This window comes from Limihaloglobus sulfuriphilus (genome assembly GCF_001999965.1).
Classification (GTDB): domain Bacteria; phylum Planctomycetota; class Phycisphaerae; order Sedimentisphaerales; family Sedimentisphaeraceae; genus Limihaloglobus; species Limihaloglobus sulfuriphilus.
The window spans coordinates 64,362-87,775 of the sequence record NZ_CP019646.1 but is presented as its reverse complement, the minus strand read 5'-3'; the positions used below and the strand labels follow the sequence as shown (position 1 = coordinate 87,775).

At 46.4% G+C, this 23,414-nt stretch carries 19 protein-coding genes and 1 tRNA gene; 11 read left to right on the top strand and 9 right to left on the bottom strand.

The window, feature by feature from the left end; genetic code table 11:
- Positions 1–166: 166 nt before the first annotated feature.
- A tRNA-Ala gene (locus SMSP2_RS00295) sits at positions 167–239 on the top strand.
- Between the two features lie 235 nt (positions 240–474).
- A complete protein-coding gene (locus SMSP2_RS00290; protein WP_146682041.1) occupies positions 475–1,812 on the top strand; it encodes a Gfo/Idh/MocA family protein in 1,338 nt (445 codons plus the stop codon).
- Positions 1,813–1,951: 139 nt separating this feature from the next.
- Here the strand turns inward: SMSP2_RS00290 and SMSP2_RS00285 are convergent, their stop codons facing one another.
- The 6 genes from SMSP2_RS00285 to SMSP2_RS00260 all read right to left on the bottom strand — a co-directional run bounded on the left by SMSP2_RS00285 (position 1,952) and on the right by SMSP2_RS00260 (position 5,558).
- Complete coding sequence (locus SMSP2_RS00285) at positions 1,952–2,275, bottom strand: hypothetical protein (protein WP_146682040.1); 324 nt, start codon at positions 2,273–2,275, stop codon at positions 1,952–1,954.
- Positions 2,253–3,071 (bottom strand): tetratricopeptide repeat protein, encoded by an 819-nt coding sequence (locus tag SMSP2_RS00280; RefSeq protein WP_146682039.1) that lies wholly within the window; start codon positions 3,069–3,071, stop codon positions 2,253–2,255. Before SMSP2_RS00280 ends, SMSP2_RS00285 begins: the two co-directional genes overlap by 23 nt.
- 7 nt (positions 3,072–3,078) lie before the next feature.
- On the bottom strand, positions 3,079–3,327 hold the full coding sequence (locus SMSP2_RS00275) for a hypothetical protein (RefSeq protein WP_146682038.1): 249 nt from the start codon (positions 3,325–3,327) through the stop codon (positions 3,079–3,081).
- Between the two features lie 2 nt (positions 3,328–3,329).
- A complete protein-coding gene (locus tag SMSP2_RS00270) occupies positions 3,330–4,175 on the bottom strand; it encodes a metallophosphoesterase (RefSeq protein WP_146682037.1) in 846 nt (281 codons plus the stop codon).
- The gene (locus SMSP2_RS00265; RefSeq protein ID WP_146682036.1) at positions 4,168–5,016 is read right to left on the bottom strand and encodes a serine/threonine protein kinase; all 849 of its coding nucleotides are present in this window, start codon (positions 5,014–5,016) and stop codon (positions 4,168–4,170) included. The genes SMSP2_RS00270 and SMSP2_RS00265 overlap by 8 nt, the downstream gene beginning before the upstream one ends.
- Before the next feature lie 122 nt (positions 5,017–5,138).
- Positions 5,139–5,558, bottom strand: a complete 420-nt coding sequence (locus SMSP2_RS00260; RefSeq protein WP_146682035.1) for a PEGA domain-containing protein — start codon at positions 5,556–5,558, stop codon at positions 5,139–5,141.
- 151 nt (positions 5,559–5,709) lie between these two features.
- Between SMSP2_RS00260 and SMSP2_RS00255 the strand changes: the two genes are divergently transcribed.
- The 9 genes from SMSP2_RS00255 (at position 5,710) to argJ (ending at position 17,907) form a co-directional block, all read left to right on the top strand.
- A complete protein-coding gene (locus SMSP2_RS00255) occupies positions 5,710–8,277 on the top strand; it encodes a C10 family peptidase (protein ID WP_146682034.1) in 2,568 nt (855 codons plus the stop codon).
- A 475-nt stretch (positions 8,278–8,752) separates the two neighbouring features.
- A complete protein-coding gene (locus tag SMSP2_RS00250) occupies positions 8,753–9,124 on the top strand; it encodes a response regulator transcription factor (RefSeq protein ID WP_146682033.1) in 372 nt (123 codons plus the stop codon).
- A 13-nt stretch (positions 9,125–9,137) separates the two neighbouring features.
- Complete coding sequence (nuoE, locus tag SMSP2_RS00245; RefSeq protein ID WP_146682032.1) at positions 9,138–9,563, top strand: NADH-quinone oxidoreductase subunit NuoE; 426 nt, start codon at positions 9,138–9,140, stop codon at positions 9,561–9,563.
- Positions 9,564–9,636: 73 nt separating this feature from the next.
- Positions 9,637–10,842 carry a complex I 51 kDa subunit family protein gene (locus SMSP2_RS00240; protein WP_146682031.1) on the top strand — a complete coding sequence of 402 codons (1,206 nt, stop codon included), beginning with the start codon at positions 9,637–9,639 and terminating at the stop codon, positions 10,840–10,842.
- Complete coding sequence (locus tag SMSP2_RS00235) at positions 10,839–12,722, top strand: NADH-dependent [FeFe] hydrogenase, group A6 (RefSeq protein ID WP_146682030.1); 1,884 nt, start codon at positions 10,839–10,841, stop codon at positions 12,720–12,722. Before SMSP2_RS00240 ends, SMSP2_RS00235 begins: the two co-directional genes overlap by 4 nt.
- A 132-nt stretch (positions 12,723–12,854) precedes the next feature.
- A complete protein-coding gene (locus tag SMSP2_RS00230) occupies positions 12,855–14,690 on the top strand; it encodes a cache domain-containing protein (protein WP_146682029.1) in 1,836 nt (611 codons plus the stop codon).
- Positions 14,691–14,863: 173 nt separating this feature from the next.
- Positions 14,864–15,034 (top strand): symporter small accessory protein, encoded by a 171-nt coding sequence (locus SMSP2_RS14740; protein ID WP_186804771.1) that lies wholly within the window; start codon positions 14,864–14,866, stop codon positions 15,032–15,034.
- A gap of 93 nt (positions 15,035–15,127) precedes the next feature.
- Positions 15,128–16,540 carry an alginate export family protein gene (locus SMSP2_RS00225; RefSeq protein WP_146682028.1) on the top strand — a complete coding sequence of 471 codons (1,413 nt, stop codon included), beginning with the start codon at positions 15,128–15,130 and terminating at the stop codon, positions 16,538–16,540.
- Between the two features lie 164 nt (positions 16,541–16,704).
- Positions 16,705–17,907, top strand: coding sequence for a bifunctional glutamate N-acetyltransferase/amino-acid acetyltransferase ArgJ (gene argJ / locus SMSP2_RS00220; protein ID WP_146682027.1), 1,203 nt, complete (start codon positions 16,705–16,707; stop codon positions 17,905–17,907).
- 80 nt (positions 17,908–17,987) lie between these two features.
- Here the strand turns inward: argJ and SMSP2_RS00215 are convergent, their stop codons facing one another.
- The 3 genes from SMSP2_RS00215 to SMSP2_RS00205 form a co-directional block, all read right to left on the bottom strand.
- Positions 17,988–18,752 carry a type II secretion system protein gene (locus SMSP2_RS00215; protein WP_146682026.1) on the bottom strand — a complete coding sequence of 255 codons (765 nt, stop codon included), beginning with the start codon at positions 18,750–18,752 and terminating at the stop codon, positions 17,988–17,990.
- A gap of 74 nt (positions 18,753–18,826) precedes the next feature.
- Positions 18,827–21,790, bottom strand: a complete 2,964-nt coding sequence (locus tag SMSP2_RS00210) for a discoidin domain-containing protein (protein WP_146682025.1) — start codon at positions 21,788–21,790, stop codon at positions 18,827–18,829.
- A 90-nt stretch (positions 21,791–21,880) separates the two neighbouring features.
- A complete protein-coding gene (locus tag SMSP2_RS00205; RefSeq protein ID WP_146682024.1) occupies positions 21,881–22,564 on the bottom strand; it encodes a PEP-CTERM sorting domain-containing protein in 684 nt (227 codons plus the stop codon).
- Positions 22,565–23,414: the final 850 nt, after the last annotated feature.

The following is a 23,414-nucleotide window of genomic DNA, read 5'->3' as shown; positions in this document are numbered from 1 at the left end:
CTACTGACTAAATTAAAATCTTAAACAGAATAAAGAGTATGTCCAAAAAATTCATTTTCGTCAATAAAAATCTCGAATACCGGGATTTTTTTGTTGATATATATGCTGTTTTCTGATAAATTTCGCGGACTTCAAAGCCGACGGTATTTGAAATCCCCTCCAATTCGGGGCTGTAGCTCAGTTGGGAGAGCGCTTGCATGGCATGCAAGAGGTCGTGAGTTCGAATCTCATCAGCTCCATTTCATAACCAAAACCCGCAAAAATCCGGTTTTATTGCCCCCGTAGGGCTTCCAGCCCGACAGATTATTACCACACCGCAACTTGGACTTTCAGCCCAACATTTACAGCCGCTAATGATTCGTAACCGCCGCGATATTTTCTCTTGCCGTCCGGTTTTTTCATTGAAAAATTGTCATGTAAACTTATAATGGTTACCAGTTTGGCAAACACAGGCTTCATTATAAGGAGTAAAAAATGACGGATTTCAGTTTCAACAGGCGTAATTTACTTGGTACCGCGGCATCAGCGGCGGCTTTCAGCTTCATCCCCCGGCATATTCTCGGCGGCAGCGGCTATAACGCCGCGAATGATAAACTGAATATAGCGGCCATAGGCATCGGCGGTGTGGGATCTTACAACCTCAAAAACCTTGAGAGCGAGAATATCGCCGCCTTATGTGATGTTGATCACTCAAATGCGGCAAAGATCTTCGAGAGGTATCCCAAAGCCAGGCGATATAAGGATTACCGCGAAATGCTCGAAAAGGAAAAAGACATTGATGCGGTTGTTATAGCAACACCGGACCACACTCATGCGGTCATAACAATCGCCTGTATGCAGGCCGGCAAGCACGTTTACTGCCAGAAACCCCTTACCCATACCGTTGCAGAGGCCAGGGAAGTCGCACGTGTCGCAAAAGAGACCGGCGTGGTTACTCAAATGGGCATACAGGGACACTCCGGCGAGGGCATAAACCTTGTATGCGAATGGATATGGGACGGCGCGATCGGGGACGTTCACTCTGTTGACGGGTGGTGCTCGCTGGCGTACTATCCTCCAGGCCAGGCCTACTGGTGCACGACACATTATGACATACCTGATGAAAAACCGCCGGTACCCGATGGGCTGGACTGGGATTTGTGGCTTGGCCCGGCACCGTACAGGGATTACCACCCCACATATCACCCCGGCCGCTGGAGGGCATGGTATGACTTCGGCTGCGGCATGATGGGAGACCGCGGCGTACATACGCTCGATGCGGTGTTTTTGGCGCTTAAGCTAAAACAGCCTGAATCGGTAAGCGCAACAGTTTCAAACCTGAATGACCAGACAAACCCGATCAGCTCGATTGTTCAATTCGATTTTGCCCCAAGGGGTGATTTGCCTGCGGTTAAACTCAACTGGTACGAAGGTATTCGGGTGCCCCGCCCCGATGAGCTTGAAGACAAACGGACTGTGCCGCCGGAAGGCGGGCTGCTTATTAAAGGAGATAAAGGCACGATAATGTGCGGCATATATGCCGACAGCCCGCGTATAATTCCAGAAACGAAGATGCAGCAGTACAAGCGGCCAGCCAAAATGCTAAGGCGGGTAGAAACTTCACATGAGACGGAATGGGTGGAGGCAATAAAGCAGGGACGCAAGGCAAACGCCGACTTTGAATATTCTGCACGGCTGACGGAATTTGTATTGCTTGGTAACATCGCCAAACGCACACAGTCGAAAATCTATTACGATCAGCAGCAGATGAAAATAACCAACAACGATATTGCAAACAACCTGCTGAGCAAGAAAGACCGCACTGGCTGGTAAATAACTGCCCCCGCCTATATTCATTGATATACTCACTATCGATTGAATTTGCAGCCGTCTATACTGTCCGGTCGGTAACAGCATTATTTACCAAGGCCGATAGGATGCGATGTTTTTATAATTAACCGTATTACTAACTTCACAAATAAGAAAAGTCTGGCCCAGCATTTACCCCGTAGGTCGGGCTTCCGGCCCGACACTCATAAAGTCTCGCACAGCAGTAACCCGTCCCATTCTTTCCACTTTCTGCTACCATGCTACCCATCATATCATAGACAAACCAGGTTGTCAACGAGCCGACGGTTTTCTTTATCCGCCTGCCGAGCCTGTCGTAGAAGTAGTCGGTGATAATACTTTTTAAAAATACATGTAACTCATTGTAATAAAATATGTTGTATTTTAAAAGAGACCGAACCCTTTTAATTCTTCTTAAAACAGCCTCACTTGGAGTTGTTGTAATCATTCATTCTTCGCCAAAAAGCATCCAATTCTGATTCACCATAATCTATGCCGATTTTTCTAGCCGCTTTCGCCATCTTATTGCCAGCCTTTCTCGCTTTCTTATATTGCCCAAGTTGATTGTAACAAATGGCTATCTGTTGCCATATAAAATGCGACCTGTTGAAATAATTATATGTGTTTTTATAGAGTTCCAACGCTTTTGCATAATTACCTTTCCTAAATAATACTTCACAGAAAACATCTTTAGCCAATAGGTTGTTAGGGGCAATACTTAGAGCCTGCTTGGCAAGTAGCTCCGCTTCATCAAGAGAACCGTCCTTAAGCAAAACAAATATTTTATGCCTTAAACCATCAACATCGTCGGGATTAATTTCCAGTATTTGATTAGCAAGTTCAAGTTTTTCTTGTAAATCTTCAGGCTTTTCCAAGCTCCCAGCTAATGCTTCCAGATGTTCAATAGAGGGTTTTATCTCAACCGACTTTCTTAACATACAAATACCATCATCGTAATGGCCGATATCCACTAAGGCCATACCCGCTAAACATAATAGCTTGTCTTCAGGAATATTTCCCCTGACAAATTTAACCACATTATCAAGATAGCTTCTATCTTTTGAAACTAATGATTGCAGTAAGCCACATAGAAACAGATTTTCTCCTGGTGGATTTTCATTTTTAGCTTTTTTTCGTATTTTTTTATATCTAAATGCCATTTTGGCCCAGGGTCTATCTAATTTTATACAATCAGATAATTTTAGGTTTTTAGATAAAATTAAATCTCGTATATTCGCATCCATGTCTTACTCAATCCTTATGAAATTGTTGTAAAATCTGACCAAGAAACGGGGGACAGTTACCCATTAAGTTTGTATTTTTATTTTTTTTTGCATCCTTGCCTTTCTTTTTAAGTGTCTTTGGCCTGCCGGCCCGTGTCAATAAAAAACGCGGCAAATCGCTCTTAAAAGGGTAACTGTCCCTATTTAGGGGAGCAAATTCGTGAATTTGCTCTACGATCGCATTTAGATAGATAGTACCAAAGAAAAAGCCTGCCATCTTTATTCCAAGCAGGAAATAAATTTGATAGACCTGATAACATCTTCCATGGTGTTCTCTTTTTCCAGATCAATGTCGGCTATGACGCCGTTATAATGGTCTGAAGCGATTATTACCGCCCTGCTTCCGTGCCGGCTGAATCCGTCCTTCTGTCTCTGATGGCCAAGTATAAAAAACCTGGCATTGAGCATTTGAGCCATTTTGTTTACAGTTTCTTCGCTCTGGTTCCTGCCCCAGCAGAGCAGATATGCCGAATTGGGCCTCCGCATATCTTCAAGCTGCAGCCGCCGCTCAAGCACTTCCGGGTCAAAGCTGTCAACAAACCTGTCCGCCGGCAGTGAATGGCTCATAAATATATCGTCCGAAGTACGAATAGCCAGCGGCTGAGAGAAGAGGAACTGTTTCATCTGGAGAACTACCATCTCCGCGTCTTCGCCGTATTTTCGGTCGATGGCGTTTTTCATCGATTCGTTCATTTCCTTGCCGTCTTTGAGCACCTCGGAGTCCAGCATAACAGACATATCATGGTTGCCCATCAGGAAGTGAACCTGCTCGGGGAACCTGCATTTGAGCTGCGCCGCCCTTAGAACAAGCTGAAACGAGAGACAGCCTCCCATCTCGTCAGACGGGCCGCCGTGCACAATTTCCTGTAAAATCAGGTGGGTATCGGGGTTAGCCTCTAAATCGGCGTAATTGAGGATATCCCTAAAATTGCATCTGTTGCCATGCAGATCGCCGGAAACAATCAGCCTGCCGTGCGGGGGCAGATACACAACATTACCCTTGCGGTATTTGTCGTTGCGATTGCATGATGCGGCCTGTCGGTATAGCGCAACAGCATCAACCATTTTTTGCTTTCCGTTTATTCATGATACTGTGTATAAACGTTTCGATTCTGGATATAAATTCATTCATCGTCGCAGGTCTTTCCTGCATTTCTTCCCGAACGCACTGCATCACAAAATTGGACACACCCAGCGGAATTTGTTTGTAAATCTGGTGCGGCGCCAGGTATTCTTTGCGCCGGGCAATCGAACCAAGGTCGCTCTGCTGATTTATGAGCGTAGGGACATTCTTGCCGGTCAGGGCCCAATACATAGTGGCACCAAGATTAAACACGTCGGTTTTGGGCCCCATCGGCAGTTTGCGTACCTGCTCAGGCGCAATAAAATCCGGTGTGCCCTGGACACGTTTTTTAATCGTGCCTATCTCACAGCTCTGGCCAAGGTCTATTATCTTGACATAGCCGTTTGCAAGAAGCAGGATGTTGTTTGGCTTTATATCACAATGTACAAAACCGCTCATGTGCATTGAACGCAGGCCCACTGCCGCCATACGGAATATAAGCAGGATATCCACCAGACTTAACGAATGGCAATCCTCCAGAGGCTTGCCGTCAACATATTCCATTACCATATACATTTCGTTGACTTTGACGATTTTCTTGCGTCTGCGGATAATCTTGTAAGTCTTGCGAATATACGGATCATCTATCTTTCCGGCAACCATGTGCTCTGTCTTGATCTGCTCGAAGATACGATTATCGTCGGCGGTTTCCAAAACCGCTCTTTTCAAAGCCACCTGCGTATTGTCACTCTCCTGATTCGCAAGATATATGACAGTACGAGCGCCCGTACCTATTTTACGGATTATTGAATAACCCGGCAGATTTACAACATCATTTGTCATTTATATATAGAATCCCGTTCGTTACAATTGAAAAACAAAACATTATAGAAGCGAGTCTGGGCTTGTCCAGTATTCAATGAAATTATTTGTTATCTTCACCTTTCAAAAGGTCTTATATTACACTAATCGGAAGTATCGCCGATGGAGTCCTGTGCCATTGTCTTCATCTGGTCGGCTCTGTTGATAATTTCCTGCCTTTGCGGCGGCTGATAAGCAGAAAGCTCAAAATCCCAAGTATAACTTCTTACTGTGCCTGGCTTTGAAAAAATATCGGCAAATAGATCAAACGGAAAATAATCCTCTCGCGGCCTCTTGAGCTTCTTTGAAGTATTTATGCTTTCATAGCCTTTCTTTGTTATATCAACTTTGTAAGTGCCGTACCAGTTGAAAGATACAGTCACAGGAGAAATGCCTATCTCCTCATCGTTAAGTACCACCTTTGCGCCTTCGGGCCGCGTGTTAACAGTAAGCTCACGCTCAATGCAGCCGCCTGCAAAAACGCATACAAAGGCAAAACCCGCTAATATTATACAATTCCTCATGATTATCGTGTCCGTTTGATTATTGCAATGTATTATTAAAAAGATGATTATATCTTAATTTATATCCGGAATCAAATATTTTACCATTAACTTGACAAATGGAATTTGCGGCATTAAATAAATATAAAAGTTTTATTCCAGGAGACCCGACATGAGCACCTGTAATCGTATGTTTACCGCATGTTTTATTCTGGCGGCGTTGATCCCCCTATCGCCGGCAGATACCGTATCACCGGAGACGGCCCGCACAGCGGCCAAAGGCTGGCTGAAATCGTCCCAAACCCATCTGGGCTGCCGGCTTGCCCAAACCCCGGGAGAAATATTCACCGAATACGGCGACAGCCGAACAGCGATCTTTCATGTCATTAACCTGATCCCGGATGGCTTTATTTATATGAGCGCTGATGACCGGCTTGAACCTGTTATCGCCTTCAGCCAAAACGGCAGTTTCATGGGATTCGCATCGAATGAATTAGCTTCTATCATCAAAAACGATATCTCTAAACGTCTTTGGGCATGGCAGTTAAACGAATCTTACCTCAAGACCGCCGGCACTGGCCGGAACCCGGGCAAATGGGATTTTCTGCTTTATGCAGGCAGCACAGAAGCCGAAAAATACAGCCTTGAGAATGTAGATGATGTCCGTGTGCCGCCACTGACGCTTTCCAAATGGGGCCAGAGCGAAGAGAGCTCCAACCCCTGCTACAACTACTATACACCGTACAACTACCCCTCCGGCTGTGTTGCCACCTGCATGGCACAGTACATACGTTACCACCAATACCCCGTCCAGGGCATCGGCACCCTCCCGTTCAGCATAGAGGTTGACGGCGCCGCCCAGACAGTAACAACCATGGGCGGAGACGGCTCCGGCGGCCCGTACAACTATGATTCAATGCCGCTGGATCCAGATACCTCGACGCCAGAATACCAGCGTCAGGCAATCGGGGCGTTGCTTTTTGACGCCGGCGCAACTGTAGAAATGAGCTATACAGAAGCTGAATCTTCGGCCGACACAAAAAAGGCCGTTGACCGGCTCAAATCTGTATTTGGTTATGCAGACGGAGTTTACGGCGTAAACAGTGATTCCGTTATATCGGGAGCGGCCGTTGATATGATCAACTCCAACATTGATGCGGGCTACCCCGTGATTATATCGATCAGCCGCCCCGACGCCGGCCACGCGGTACTGGCCGACGGCTACGGATACAACCTCTCAACAATGTACCACCACCTTAACATGGGCTGGCGGGGCATTGACGACCTGTGGTATGCCCTGCCCGACATTGACGCTCAATACTACCAGTACGATACTGTTCAAAGAATTTGCTATAATATGTTTCCCGACAAACAGGGAGAAATAATCAGCGGGCGTGTACATTACGCCGGCGGTGTCCCGATCGAGGGAGCGGCCGTAACTTTAGAATTTCCAGACACTTCTACATTACAAACCACAACCGGCGTAAATGGCATATACGCCTTTGCCGGTATTCCATCAAACACGAGTTATACATTGAGTGCCTACGCCCAGGGTTTTGCTTTTATACAGCAGACAGCGGCTACCGGAAATTCTCAGGACTACCTTGGCACTACGGGCAATCTCTGGGGGGTTGATTTCGCGGCGACAAACCCCACTCCGCCGGTCGCGCAGACCCAACAGGTACATGTTGAATCGATAGACACCGCACTGATAAAGCTCAAGGCACTTGATGACGGCCTGCCCAGCCCGCCCGGGGCAGTCAGTTACATTGTGAATTCACTGCCCGCCAACGGCAGGCTTTTTGATATCAACAATAATATGATAACAGCCCTCCCGTACCAGCTGCCCTCATACAGCGACACACTCACCTATGCGCCCTGCCCTACTTTTGGCGGGGAAAATTCCTTTGAATTCTCGGCAGACGACGGCGGCACAGCCCCCTCAGGCGGCCGGTCCCAGCCGCAGACGGTAACGATAAACGTTGACAATCTCAATACTCACGAATACCCGCACAACAACTACTACGGCAACTGGCCGATATGGACAGAAAACAAACATGCCAGAGTACAGACAATCTATACATCGACAGATATTGGAGACGCAGGGGATATAAACGCCATCGCTTTTGACCTAAGGCAGATACCTGTACAGGATATAGATGCACTTACCATAAGAATCAAAGAAACTTCTCGTGATTACTATTCAGGCCCGCCCTACTTTGAAACTGCCGGCTGGACTGTTGTTTACAGCGGTTTCACAGAAGCCGCGCAGACAGAGGGTTGGTGGAGAATCGATTTCCAGAACAGCTTCTACTACAACGGCACATCAAATCTGCTTATAGATGTCTCAATCTCGCAGGCCGCCGCTGCCGCCGCCACTCAAAGCATGTTAAAACAAGAAGCCGACACTCGAGTGGTTTTCTCCTACACTGACAGCGAAACCAATCCCGTCAACTGGAGCGACTCTGCCGCTGCCGGACTTGGCGGACTTAAGGTAGCAAATGGAGTTCCTGCAATCCAGTTTTTCAAACGATACCCCGTAGAACCGCTGAGCGGAGACTTTGACGATGACTGTTTTGTAGGCATCAATGATTACATATTTATGGCGGATTCCTGGCTTGCTTCACCCGGAATGGAAAGGTATAACCCCGAATGCAACCTCAGCACGCAAAACAGCGGCATAAATAATTCTGATTTCTCAATATTCCAAACGAACTGGCTGACAGACAGCCTCGAATGATAAGGTTAAACATAAGCAGGAGATGTAAATTTCGCAGAGACGCAATGCCTGCGTCTCTCTTAATCAAAACAATCTCATAAGCCGCATGAAATACGGTACTACGGCGGCACAAGCCGTATTATTTTGCAATCCCGCCACGATTTTTCAGTTTCGCGATTTTAGTCTTGACACAGCGATTTTACTGTTGTATAAGATAATAAATAGAATTTTTGCAGGATTTATATCTGAGCCTTCACTTTTGGCAAGATTCGCATCCATGATTCTACATCCGCAAAAGCGCAGGCTGTTTTTTTAGAACGGCAGTGTCTCACCACATGTCTCAGATAGTTTCTGTTTATGTTTGTGTCCCTGCACATTTTTTGTATCCACGCCGGGCCGCAAACTGATAAACGGTTTAATAGAGCGCATTTGGCTTGTTTTGTTTACCCTTTGTTATAAGGGTGTAGAAATATTTCTATATACCAAGGAGTGTATTATGGCAAAAATTCTGATGGTAGATGACGACCGAGACTTCCTTGAAGCCTGCAAGACCATCCTCGAACACAGCGGACACAGCGTCTGCATGGCATCAAATGTAAAAGAAGCTCTTGAGCGAATCAATTCTGAAAACCCCGAGCTGATATTCCTGGATATTATGATGGATTTGCCTGATGACGGGATCTCTCTTCTGCATAAGCTCAAACGCGAGGGGCTTGAGACGCCGATAGTTATGCTCAGTGCCGTCGGAAAGGTCACAGGCTACAATTACGGCGAGTGCAGTGATGTTATGCCCTGCGACGGGTTTCTGGCAAAACCTGTAAATCCGCAGGATCTAATCAACAGAATTGAAATTGTATTAGGTAAGTAGAAGGAGTTGTCACATGGCAGATAAACCAAAATCACGTTCGCAGCTGCTTCCTCTTCTGCAGAAGGTCCAGGAGCAAGAAGGCTACATCTCTGATGAGAATATGCAGAAGATTGCAGACCGGCTGGGGATACACCCCGTAGAAGTCTATTCTGTGGTCAGTTTTTACGCGTTTCTCAGCACAAAGCCCCAGGGCAAACATATAATCCGTGTCAGCACCTGTGTCCCGTGCATGATGGCCGGTGCTGATAACGTAATAAAAGCCTTCGAAAAAGCCCTTGGAATCAATGCCGGCCAAACCACCCCTGATAATAAATTCACCCTTGAGAAGACAAGCTGCATCGGCATGTGCGACCAGGCGCCGGCAGTGCTGATTGACGACAAACTCATGGGCTTTGTTGCACCTGAAAAGGTAAGCGAAATACTCAGGGAACTCGCTTAAAACCTCTCCCTGTTCAGCAGTTTGGGACGGTTTTATGAATTGCAATTGGAAAACAATTTCAGGAGAATAAACAATGACAGCAGAAAGAAAAGGCCCGGTCATTTTCAGCCCGATAGGAGCAAACGACGGGCTTAAGCGGGCATTAGAGCTTAAGCGGCCTGATGTACTTGAAATGGTAAGAGACTCAAATCTCAAAGGAAGAGGAGGAGCGGGATTCCCTACCGGTGTAAAATGGAACCTCGCGGCAACAAGCGTTTCCGATAAAAAATTCGTAGTCTGCAATGCCGACGAGGGAGAACCGGGAACTTTCAAAGACAGAATAATACTAAAAGAATATCCAAGGCTGATGTTTGAAGGCATGATAATAGGAGCCTACGCAATCGGGGCGGAAAAAGGGTTTCTCTACCTCCGAGGTGAATACAAGTCGTTTGAACCGGAGCTCAATAACATTTTAAACAAAATGAGAAATGAGGGAACCCTGGGCAAAAATGTCTGCGGCAAAAAAGGCTTTAATTTTGATATAGAGCTTCGCCACGGAGTCGGCGCATATATATGCGGCGAGGAAACCGCACTGATTGAATCAATGGAAGGCAACCGCGGTGAGTCCCGCAACAGGCCCCCCTTTCCGGTTAACACCGGCTACGAGGGACATCCTACGATTGTAAACAACGTCGAAACATTCGCCGCTATAACACACATAATAGCCAAAGGGACAAACTGGTTCAAGGCATTCGGCACAGAAAACTCGGCAGGCTCAAAACTTTTGAGTATTTCCGGAGACTGCGAAAACCCCGGAGTTTATGAAGTTGAGTTCGGTATCACGATAAAAGAGATACTCGATATGGTCAACGCTCAGCAGGCAATCGCGGTACAGGTCGGCGGAGCCTCGGGCAGCTGTGTTGCGAAAAAAGACTTTGACAGGAGAATCTGCTACGAAGATCTTTCAACCGGAGGTTCATTTATTGTATTCGGCCCCGGGCGGAACATGCTCGATGTTGCGCAGAACTTTCTTGAATTCTTCGAAGATGAGTCATGCGGACAATGCACGCCGTGCCGCGAGGGGATACCCGTTTTGCTTGAATGTCTCGAAGAGATCAAAAACGGCACATGCAGCGAAAGTTATTTCTACGATATACGTTCACTTTGCGAGACTATGCGGATAGCTTCCAAATGCGGTCTCGGACAAAGTGTACCAAACGCGTTTCTATCAATACTTGATAACTTTAAATCAGATTACGCCCTGGTACCAGATGCCGCGGCAGAGGAGTTATATCGATGACTTATAAACATTTTGCAGATTCAACCTCAAGAGCCCCCGAAGCTCAGCGTTCACAGCGTGTAACAGATGTTGAAAAAAGCGGGCTTGGCAACCTCGTTACAGCTTACATTGACAACATAGAAGTAAAAGTGCCCATGGGAACAACCATTCTCGAAGCGGCAAAGAAAGTAAACATAAAGATACCTACGCTCTGCTACCATGACGACCTTTGCCTGGCGGGTGTGTGCCGGGTGTGTGTGGTCGAGGTCGAAGGACAGAAAAACCTCCAGGCATCATGTTCCTACCCGATGTTTCACACGACAAAAGTAAAGACATACTCACCCCGTGTAAGACGGGCAAGACACAACATTCTCAACCTGCTGCTGAAAAACCATTACGGTGAATGCTATTCATGCGAACGCAACAACAACTGCGAGCTTCAGGAACTTGCCAAGGAATACAATGTCATTGATTATAAATTCGGTCATGTCCAGGAATCGAGAATCCCCAAAGATGAATCCAGTTTCTCGCTTGTTCGTGATATGGACAAATGCATTCTCTGCAAGAGATGCGTACGTACATGTATTGACCTCCAGGAGGTCGGCGTACTCGAAGCGGTCAACCGCGGTTCAAAAACGCAGATCCAGACCTATCTGAACAAACCGCTTGCTGATGTTATCTGCATAAACTGCGGTCAATGCGTTGACCGCTGCCCGACCGGCGCACTCACGGAGAAAAAGGAGCTTGATAAGGTATGGGCGGCTATTGACAATCCCGATATGCATGTTGTCATCCAGACCGCGCCGAGCCCGCGTGCCGCGATTGGCGAAGAATTTGAGATTGAAGCGGGACACAGCTGTACCAAAAAGCTCAATACAGCCATCAAACGCGTGGGTTTTGACAAGGTATTCGATACTAACTTTACCGCAGACCTGACAATAATGGAAGAAGGCACAGAGCTGCTTTTGAGACTCAAATCGGCACTTGTAGATAAAAACCCGGACGTAAAACTGCCTTTGATAACCTCCTGCTCACCGGGCTGGGTTAAATTTATTGAGCATTTCTATCCGGAAAAACTCGACCACCTCTCCACAGCCAAAAGCCCGCAGCAGATGTTTGGAACCATTGTTAAAACCTGGTATGCAGAGAAACACGGGATTGACCCGAAAAGCATTTTCAGCGTATCGCTTATGCCCTGTACCGCCAAAAAATACGAATGCGCCAGACCCGAGATGTACGATTCCGGCTCAAAAGATGTTGACGTGGCACTTACTACACGTGAGCTGGCTTGTATGATCAGGGAGAGCGGGGTGGACCTGCCGAATCTGCCTGAGTCTAATTTTGATGACCCTCTGGGAGTCGGTTCAGGTGCCGGACTGATATTCGCCGCTACCGGCGGTGTGATGGAAGCCGCGATGCGAACCGCCTATGAGCTTGTTACAGGACGGGAGCTGCCCTTCGAGAATCTGAGAATGATGCCTGTCAGGGGCGAAGAAGGCATAAAAAAGGCGCAGCTGATTATTGAAAACACTGTGGAACAATGGAAATTCCTCGAGGGCGCAAAACTCAATGTAATCGTAGGCCACGGCACTGCCAACGCAAAGAGAATTATGGATATGCTCTGCCGCGGCGAATTGGATGACTGTCACTTTATTGAGATAATGGCATGTCCGGGCGGATGCCTTGGCGGAGGCGGCCAGCCGATACCCACAAACGCCGCGATAAGGCGTGCCAGAGCTGCCGCGATTTACAACGAGGAAGAACACCTCGAATACCGTAAATCCCATGAAAATCCAATCATAAAAGCGATTTATGATGAATACTTCACTGAGGGACCATGCAGCCATCTCAGCCACAAACTGCTCCACACGTCGTACACCAAACGAGGTAAAAAAATATAACTCTTAACAAAAATTTCCGGGCGGGCAATTAAACCCGCCCTTCTTTTGAAATCTGTCAAACTTTCATATTGCAATCAGGCATTAAAACAGTTATAAGAGTCTTTTTAACAATTTTTCAAAGGGTTATATTAAATGAAAGACCATCACCTTAGATCGCACCTGCTTCTTTCATTTTTTCTGCTTATATTGTTCATAGTGCTCATCATAGGGGTATTTGCATACTACTTTGTACAGAATGATGTAATCTCCAGAGGTCAGAGACAGGTTACAACCGCTATCAATTCGGCGCAGTCAGTCTATTCTGAATACATAGACCAAATCGGCACATTGATGGATGTTGCCGGCGAGAATTGCGACTTAAACGAACTTAAGAAAACCCTTGACCTCGATTATATTTATGAAGTGCCCGCTCAGGAATCCGATAAGCTGACAAGCGAAATCGCCCGCAAAGCCGCCAAGGGGGAAAAAACAGGCGGAACCCGAATCATCGCTTTTGAAGAGCTAAAATTAAGGCTGCCGAATGAAGCGGATGATTTGACTATAAAGATCATTGACACCCCAAAATCGCGGCCTTGTTCTCTTAAAGAGCTCAAAAGCGTAATGGCGATTGAATACGCCATACCGATTTACGGCAGCAGCAATGAGATAAAAAAAATCCGCTGCGCCGGCAGGATAATTAACAAGGATTTCAGCATTATTGACCGGATACACGGACTTGTCTTTGAAAAACGGACATACAAGAACAAGCCGACCGGCACCGTTACTATTTTTCAGGACGATGTCCGAATTTCTACCAATGTACTGAATAACCAGAACAAACGGGCAATAGGAACCCGTGTCTCCCAGGAAGTTTACCAGAAAACCGTTCTCCAGGGCCGCAGCTTCCGCGACAGGGCCTTCGTGGTCACCGACTGGTATCTCACGCACTACGAACCGATAAAAAACATCAACGATGAAATAATAGGCATTCTGTATGTAGGCATTCTTGAAATGCCGTTTAATGACCTCAAACGAAATGTCTTGCTGGTCTTTGGCGGCGTAATTGTCCTGAGCGTTGCGCTTGCGTTTTTGCTTGCTTATTTCCTTGTAATGCGGGTTGTAACACCTGTAGAAAACCTGATCGAAGCCAAAAACCGGCTATCAGAAGGTGACTTAGAGCACAGGATATCTATAAAAAGCCACATCTGCGAGTTCAATCAGCTTTTCAACTCATTCAATCAAATGGCGGAAAAGGTTCACCAGAGAGACATAACTCTGCAATCTGCAAAAGAACGGGCAGAAGATTTGAACAGACGCTACGTTGACCTGCTGGGTTTTGTTTCACATGAGTTCAAAGGCATACTCTCCTCTGTAATACTCAACGTATATTCGCTGCGTCAGGGTCTGCTCGGGCCTGTAAGCCCTGTCCAGGAAACCACGCTTGATTCTATTGCCAACAACCTCGATTATCTCACCGGCACAGTTAAAAACTTCCTCAATCTGAGCCGGCTGGAGAACAACAGGCTCGAAACGCATAAGTCAAGGCTGCATATTAAGGCAAATCTCTTTGATGTCTCGCTGGAAGCCTTTTATTCGCAGATAAAAAAGAAAAACATCGAAGTCATCAACAACATCGAACCTGAAGCGGTTATCGAAGCTGATCCAAGCCTCATGCAGGTAGTAGCAAACAATCTGGTTAACAACGCCGTAAAATACGGCCGCGAAGACGGGAGAATCATTCTTTCGTCAAAACAAGACGGCAGTGAAACTGTTATAACGGTCTATAATGACGGGAAACCTATATCTGAAGAAGACATCGGAAAACTCTTCAAGAAATTTTCGCGGGTATTGTACGAAGGAATGGAAAAAATCAAGGGTTCGGGCATAGGACTCTTCATCACCAAAGAAATAATTGAAAAGCACGGCGGCCGAATATGGGTAGAGCCGGGCAAAAAAGGCAACTCATTTATTTTCACATTAAAAAGCTGAACGCCATTTATGAGATATTATCGGGCAATATAATCAGAGCTGCAGAGCGGAGAAACAAATTTATAATACGCACTTTTTATTTTTTTTTGTTGAAATAAAGTGAATTAGTTGGAATAATACAGCCGTAGTGTTTTTTTATAAGTCTAATTAGCATTATTATTATGAGGTGTAACATGTTTGGACTTGAAGATGCCGGAATTTTGGCAGCTTACCTGCTGTGCATTGTAAGTTGTTTAATTGGGGTCGCTTACGGCATAATTAACTGGAATAAAGGTGCCGAGCCGCTGAATGCCGCAGACATTGAATGGGCACATGGGCAAAAAGAGGCGGACGAAGAAATATAGCCGTATGTTTCTTTATACAATCTTCTAAAATCAGCATAAACACGCGGGCGTTGTTTATGTTTCTTAATTATTAATTCAAATTTGGAGCGTTTTATGAGTAATTTATTAAGAAAAATGTTTCTTTTGGCAGTAACGGCCGTTGTGGTATCGGCGTTTGCTGCCCAGGACCCGGCCCAGGCCCAAAAAGAAATATACAAAGGGTCTAACTGGGATAAATTCAAAGATGCCTTCCACAATCCGGCTGAAGGTGTATCGATGGCATTCGATGTAAGGTTGCGTTCCATCTACGGTTGGAATGTATATAATGCGTCAACAAGGCGGAAAGAAGGACAGCTTGATTTCCAGAGATACCGTATGCGCTGGGGCACCAGGCTTGACCTGACTGAGGACATATCCCTGAGTTCAAGATTGACCTGGGAGTTCAGAACCTGGGATGAGCCGTACAATAAACCGCAAAGCACAGACTTTAACGAAATATTATTCGATGAACTGGCGTTAAATTTTAAAAACTTCCTCGGAGCCGATGCCACCGCGGCATTTGGCCGTCAGCAGATCATCCTCGGCGAAGGCTGGCTTGTGCTCGACGGAACACCCCTCGACGGTTCAAGGACAATATTCTTTGACGCGGCCAGGGTAACACTCAATACATCAGAGAAATCCACTCTTGACATGATTTTTATTGACCAGCGAGCAAGAGAAGAAGCATGGCTAAAGCCGATCAACCACCGCCCTTACATGCACGACTATGTAACCGAACAGGATGAATACGGCGCAATTCTATACTATACTAATAAAGAATTTGAAGATACCCGTTTTGACGGATATTTTATGTACAAAAATGATAATCCTGTTAACTCCTTTAGCGAACGCCAGATACCTCCCGCCTGGAGCAAAAAGGGTGAAATATTCACTTTCGGCGGCGTTTACGACAGGAAACTTAATGACAACTGGAGTTTCCGTGCCGAAGGCGCGTTCCAGACCGGCGACAAGGAAGACCAGGATCTACGTGCATGGGGCACTAAAGACCGGCTGACCTATTCGTTTAATGATGAACGCAAAACACAGGCGCATCTGATATATGAATACCTCTCCGGCGATGATCCGGATTCTACAGGAAGAACTGAGCAGTTCGACCCTCTCTGGGGCGAATGGCCGCAGTGGAGTGAATACTATGTTTACAGTTATGCCACTGAGACTATGATCGGCGAGACAACCAATCTCCATCGCGGTGCGGCAGGCCTGGATTTTGACCTGTGCAAAAAAGCCCGCGCAAAACTGGCTTATCACCTGCTCTGGGCTGATCAGAACAGCACACCCGGCGTAGGGCATATATCCAACAGCGGTAATTTCCGCGGCCAGCTGGCAACCTGCTGGATTATGTATGAAATACAGAAAAACCTTAAGGGACATCTGCTCGCCGAATATTTCCAGCCGGGCAGCTACTACAATCCCGACAGCAGGGGCCACGGCTGTTTCCTCAGATTCAATATTGAATACACATTCTAAAAGAATGATAAAGGGCCTGCAATAAGGAGGGGGCCTTTTATCGAAACTATAAAACGGGACTGAAGCGATTTCAGCCCCGTTTTCTTTTGTTACCTGTTGCCATTACGGATATTTATCATACAATACCCAAATCGTAATAAAGTAAAAATATAAGGGTTTATAAAATGATAAACAATACAATAACCTCGCCAAAGGGTTTTCTGGCATCGGGCATTTCATGCGGAATTAAGACAAGCGGCAAAAAAGACATTGCCCTGCTCTGCTGCCCTGCCGGAGCCGTCGCCGCGGGCGTCTTTACCACAAACAAAATCGTCTCGGCCGCTGTGGAGGCAGCTAAAGCACATCTAAAAAGCAGAATTATCGAGGCTGTCATTGTAAACTCCGGTAACGCAAACACCTGTACAGGGAAAAAGGGCCTTGAAGATGCCTCAAAAATGTGTCAAGCCGTTGCAGACTTCATCGACTGCCGACCTGAACAGGTGCTTGTGGCGTCAACGGGGATAATCGGCCGCAAACTGCCCATGGACAAGATTCTGCCCGGAATCTCAGCCGCAGCCCAAGAGCTCTCCAACGATCCTGTGGGGGGTTTTGATTTCGCCTCGGCTATTATGACCACCGATACCGTCGAAAAACAGGCGGTAAAACGCTTCAAGCTCGGAAACAAAACGGTAACCATATCAGGAACTGTCAAGGGTGCCGGCATGATCGCGCCGAATATGGCAACCACCATCTGCGTCTTAACTACCGATGCGAACATAAGCAAACCCATGCTGAAAAAGGCTTTAAAAGAATCTATAGGCAACTCGCTAAACAAACTGACGGTTGACGGCCACCAGAGCACAAACGACACCGCGTTTCTGCTCTCATCCTGTATGGCGGGCAATACTCCTATAAAATCCGCCGGCAGGGATTATGAGAAATTCAGCCGCGGACTTTTTGAGATTTGCTACGACCTTGCCGAACAGATGGCACTTGATGCCGAGGGCGCAACACGCGTTTTCAAGGTGTTGATAACCGGTGCCGCCAACCAGGCCCAGGCACAAAAGGCTGCCCGTGCAGTAGCCGACTACGACCTGGTAAAATGCGCAATCCACGGCGGCGATCCAAACTGGGGAAGGATTATATGCGCGGTAGGTTCATGCGGCGTGAAAATCAATCCGGAAAAACTTACCTGCAAACTCGACAATATTACAGTGTTTAGAAACGGAGCCCCGTGTAAATTTGACACAAAAAAGGCCTCTGCCGTTATAAGCAAACCGTTTCACACGATAACTGTCGGGCTGGGCGTGGGAAAAGCAGAAGATTTCTGCCTAGGCTGTGATCTGAGTAAGGAATATGTTACTATAAACGCTGATTATCATACATAAACGTTCATCAGGCCAGTTGTGATTAACTCTCCTGACGAACGTTATGTGTTAAACCCAGCTCACAATGAGCTGAAGTTTTATTAACCTCTCGGCGGCCGCGGAGGACGAGGTTGTTTCCCTCTCTGGCTGCCGTTTGTTTCTTTCCGTTCGGGATTGGGCCAGTAGAAGTCCAAACCGCCGCTGTACCAGTACGCCTCAAAGTTTTCGTATTCTACCCATTCAGTTACCCCTGATATGCTGACAACATTCATGCCCTCAACAGGACCCGGGTACTGGTCATGGCCGTACATTAAGTCTCTCTTGCCAACCGACCCATATGTTAGGCAACCCCACAAAGCGGTTCGGGGGTCTGTACCGCTTGTGCTTTTGCTGATATTGGGCATTTCATAGCCTTCAACTCCATAGCCGTGCCAGCGGTACCTTGCATAGTCTTTTTGAGGGGTATTAAAATACTGGTACGTACAGAGCAGAGTATTGTATGAAGTACTCACGTCCGCGGGGTCTTTCCAGCGTCTTAACTCACCGGGGCAAAACATGATATCATCTCTGCTGTCGCCTAAGTATGCGCGGACAAAAATCTCATTGAGATTTGTGTGCTCTTCCACACCGTCCCAGAGCGAGTGCGGGTAAAGAGCGTCGAGCTTCCCCCGATCAGGGAAAGCGTAGTCATTGTCGTTAGAATAGGCGACCGAGCCGATATGAATCTGACGCAGTTTGGATGCGCAGACAACAGTTCGTGCCTGTTCACGCACCTTTGTCAAAGCCGGCATCAAGATCGCCATAAGCAGAGCGATAATCGAAATTACCACCAGAAGTTCAATTAATGTAAATCCTTTTTTTGTCATTGGTTTACCTCATATTTATTATTTAAATGCCGGCTCCCGAACCGAACACCGATCCGGGAACCGACTTACAATGCTTACCAGCACTCAGACAGAGGCAGTGCGTCACAACTGAGCCACTGCTCCGCCATAACTGCCAAATCAAGCGGGTTAACTGTATCATCGCCACCGGCCAGGTCAGAGCTGAATGTTTCCGTAAGCACATCAATTCCGGTTTCAGACGGCCCGTAAACGGTAATACCGTCCACATAAAAAGTCCCTGTTGAGTTTATGGTATAATCTGCAATACTGAATCCCAACGCACTAACTCCGGTCAAACTCGAAACTTCGGCGAAATCTGACAGTGGTATCGAAACCTCTGTCCAGGTATCTGTCTGAACGTTCACGCCGTAATCAACAAGATCAACAAATCCAAGCTGACTTGAATCGCTGAGCAGCTGCATTCTGAGATTCTCAGTTCCGGTCTGGTTCGCTGAATCAGCCTTGAACCAGAATTTAAGCGTTTCCATCTGGCTCAGATCGTATGAAAGACCGAGATTCCAGGCTAACTGTGCATAATTTTCCGACCAGTCCTGATTGTAATCGAGTTTAATGGACTTGCTGCCCTGCTTGTATTCAGTTTCGTCTAAATCCACGTAAAAGCTGACAGGCCCTACCCTGTAACTTATACTATCCGCGTCTGCATAGGAGTCAAAACCTTCAAGCAGGACGCCGTCAGCCGGAACAGCAAAGTGATCCTTCAGCCAGTATTCTGAGAACGCAATATAATCGTTAAAGTCCACTGTACAGTTATTGTCAAGATCGGCCATAAATGAATTTGCCGCGTCGCAATACCTGCCTTTAATCAACGAAATATCGTCAAGGGCAATTGTACCAGCGCCAACGCCTGTACCGTCGCCAATCTTAACAACAAACTTCCGGATGCTCTCGCCGTCGGTATTATCAAGGCTCATACGGACAATATTGCCCCAGCCGAGAGATTGTACAGCCTCCGGAGCAAGAGTGAGCGATTCCACTGCTGAACCGGTATCATTAACCAGCTCAAAAGTTACCGGCTCAGCATCATTGGTTACGTTGCCGTAGTAAACAAACCAGAGATAACTGTACCTGGAAAAATCTTGAGCTTCGTCAAAGACCAATTCCGCCTGGCCGTAATTTGGCGAAACCGAATTATCATAATCGATAACCATCGCATAGTCACCTTCATACGCCTGGATACCTCCTTGTATAAACCGCACCTCAGAAAGGCCATAAAAACTCGAGTCACCATAGTTACCGTCTGTATCTGATGCTGTTATAATTACAGCCTGGGCGGTAACATTCATTGGTATTTCAATGTCATGAGGGGTATTATTCGAAGAAGGAGCCCGCGGCAGTTCAAAATCACCCAGCAGAATCCAGTTGCTGCCGTCGGCGGTATAATGTATAGAAACATTCCGCAATGACCTCGAACTATAGGGTCCGTTATAATTCCAAATCCAGAAATCTGTAATAGCATAGGCCTGGTCAAATTCATACATGAACCAGACAGGCCCGGTTGCTCCGGCGGGATTGCCGTTCTCAAGCGGGTCAGAATCGCCGGGTCTGACCAGTGCCGAATTGGAAGACGTTGCTGTTGCATGGAGCAGTCCGGTCGCATCAAGGCCTAAACCGTTTACAGTCTTATCAGGCAGATAGCTCGAAACGTTTGTGTTATAATTAGAGGCGGTAATCGCATCAGAAGTATCAAAATCGGGGCCGCCGATAAATGAAATCCCGCCGCTAAGATATGTGGTGAGATTAGAAGCTGACCAGTTTGAAATATCTCCGTCCTCGTAATTTTCTACAACACCGAAATAGTCAGTTTCAAAGCTCCAAACAGGACCTTCGTAAACTACACTTCCATCATGTGTTGTGTCAACCCGCCAATAGTATGTCGTGTCGGGAAGCAGATTTCCTGCCTCGATAGTCGCGGCTGCGCCGGCATCGGCGAAAAACTCTGGCTCTTCGCTCGTGCCCAGATAAACCGTATGAGAAACAGCCCCCGCGGCCGCTGACCAGCTAAGGACAACATCCTCAGCGCTTATCAAACCGGCATCTGCAGGAGTCGGATTGTATGCGGCGCCTTCAACGGTAAAGCTCCAGACAGCCCCCTTTTGTATAACATTGTCCGACGAATCAAGCTCATCAACCCGCCAGTAGTAAACTGCGTTTTTATCTAGAGTTATGTATGCAGATAAGTCTATTTGTGTCCTGTCAGGCTCACTGCTTGCGACAGTATCAACATACTCCGGAGCCGCTGTTCCCTCTGCAGCTTCGACAGCCGCGGCATCTGTTCCAAGATAAATCCGCTCATTTATCGTTCCGGCATATGGCCGCCAGCTTAGTTGCGCAGCTTGAGCGACGTTGACCGCCTCGACGGCCGGTTCTGGATTAGTAGCAGCGGGCAGTATTGTAAACCTTATTTCACTAAGACCGCAATAATCACTTCCGTAGCTTCCGTTTTGCGAATCAGCAGTAATCAATACGTATTTTGCCTGGACACCGTCGGCATCAATCACATCAAGAGGTTCGTTCCATGCAGGATAAGGCTCGGGCAATCCAAGAACAACATTGTCCCAGTAATGCCAGTTAACGCCGTCAACGGAATAATGAACGTAAATTTCCTTTGTAGCACGTGTCCAGTATCCTCCTGCGGCCTGAAGATTCCATATTACAATATCATCTAAGGCGTAAATTTTATCAAATTCATATTGAAGCCATGCAGGACCTGCCACACCGGCGGGGTTGTTCTGTGCGTTTCCGTCGCCGCTCAGAAGCGAGCTGTTAAGAGCATCGGCCTGGTCATGCGCAAGGTCATCGACCATACCGCTGCCGTCAACGGTTCGCCAGGGGCGGTAAGTGCTCACGTTGCTGGGGCTTCCCGTTGCTGTTATTGCGTCTGTCGCGTCAAGGTCATCCGGTAGACTGCCGCCGATAAACTCGGCCGTCGTCCAGTCCGCAAGGGCATAACCCGAAAGCAACAACATTAAAACTGTAACTACCATTTTAAATGCCTGCATTTTCGTACTCCTGTATAAAATAATCTAATAATTGTAATAGCCACGGGCTGCCCTTTTTATTGAGCAGCCCGCGGAAACTTTCATTCTATCTTATATAAATCGTTTTCTTGCAAGAATGGCACCAATACCAAAAAGAACCATAGTTGCCGGCTCGGGAACGATAAAACGAACCTCACTGAGACCATAGAATGTACTGCCGTAGTTGCCTTCTACTGTTTTGGGGGTCATCAATATCCCAGTGGCAGTAATATTCAATGGTATTTCGTCTCCGTGAGGCATATCAGCTACTCCAAGCCCTTTAGCTAATGTATAATCACCAAAATACTGCCAGGATGTGCCGTCGTTATAATGTATGGATACGTCCTTAAGCCCTCTGAGCAGATAGCTGCCGTTTGTACCGTATAGATTATAGTTCCATACCCACATCTCCTGTATGTCATAGGCCTGATCGAATGTCCAGCTGAACCATGCCGGTCCTTCAATTCCCGCAGGATTTAAAGTAACCGCTGGGTCTGTTGAGCCGGCAATTTCTGTGGTGTCAACCAACGCCGAATTGTATTGGCTCGACAATTCATGAAGCATACCGGTCGAGTCAAGCCCCTGACCATTAATTGTTCTGACCGGACGGTAGTACTGCTCAAGTGCATACACGTTGTCAGCCGTGATGGCATCACTGCAGTCAAAATCGGGCCCGCCGATCCATTCTAATGCTGCGTTTGCGTCAACCATAATACATGCCAATAGAATCATTAATAATAATTGTGCGTTTCTCATTTCTTTTCTCCTTTCAAAAAGTAAATTAAATCAGAACGGCCGGACACTGTCTATCAAAACCACTAACATCATAACAGGAAACACTCCTGTTAATGCTCCGGCAGTTCTTACGCCACTAACTAACTGTATCTTTAGAAATCAATTCTTCTTGTTCGCATCTTTCTGCATACAAACAAAAATTTCTAAAGCAAAAAACTTTATCATATAAATCTGTTCCGTTCCTGAAATCCTATTTTATAAGAACAGGCATTCTCAATCAAAGCCAAATTGCGACAAACTACCGCCAATGCTGGCCATATTTACAAATTAGAAAACGGTTTCTTAATGTTACTTGAATATAATAGATCTGAATGTCAAAGTCAAGAGATTTAATAAAAAATTAAAAGGATGAGTATAACTTGATACTCACAAAAGATTTAACTTAAAATCATTTTAAAAATGAACCATATGCGGCAGTTCCGCACGCATTCTAACCATCTAAAAACGGTTAAATAACACTTAAACTTTAAAATGAAACCAATGATTTGATTGAAAGGACGACAATGCTGCCGTCAAAAGAACTTCGCTAACAACAAGACTCTGCTTTGTCGAATTTAATAAAAAAAATCCTGTGCTGCAAACGCTCATTTTCAAAATTTAACACCTTTTGAATATTTACTTCTTGCCTTTTAAGATCAAAATTATTATATTGGCGGGCTATTCAGGAAACCGGTTTCTATGATTATAAAAAATGAATAATGGCCTGTAATGGCGGTAGTTTGGCGTAAGTTGGCTTTGATAAAGACATTCTAAACCATAAAATCTGCCGGCTGCCCGATGATTTACGCTGCGGGCTGATGCAGGCGTTTCT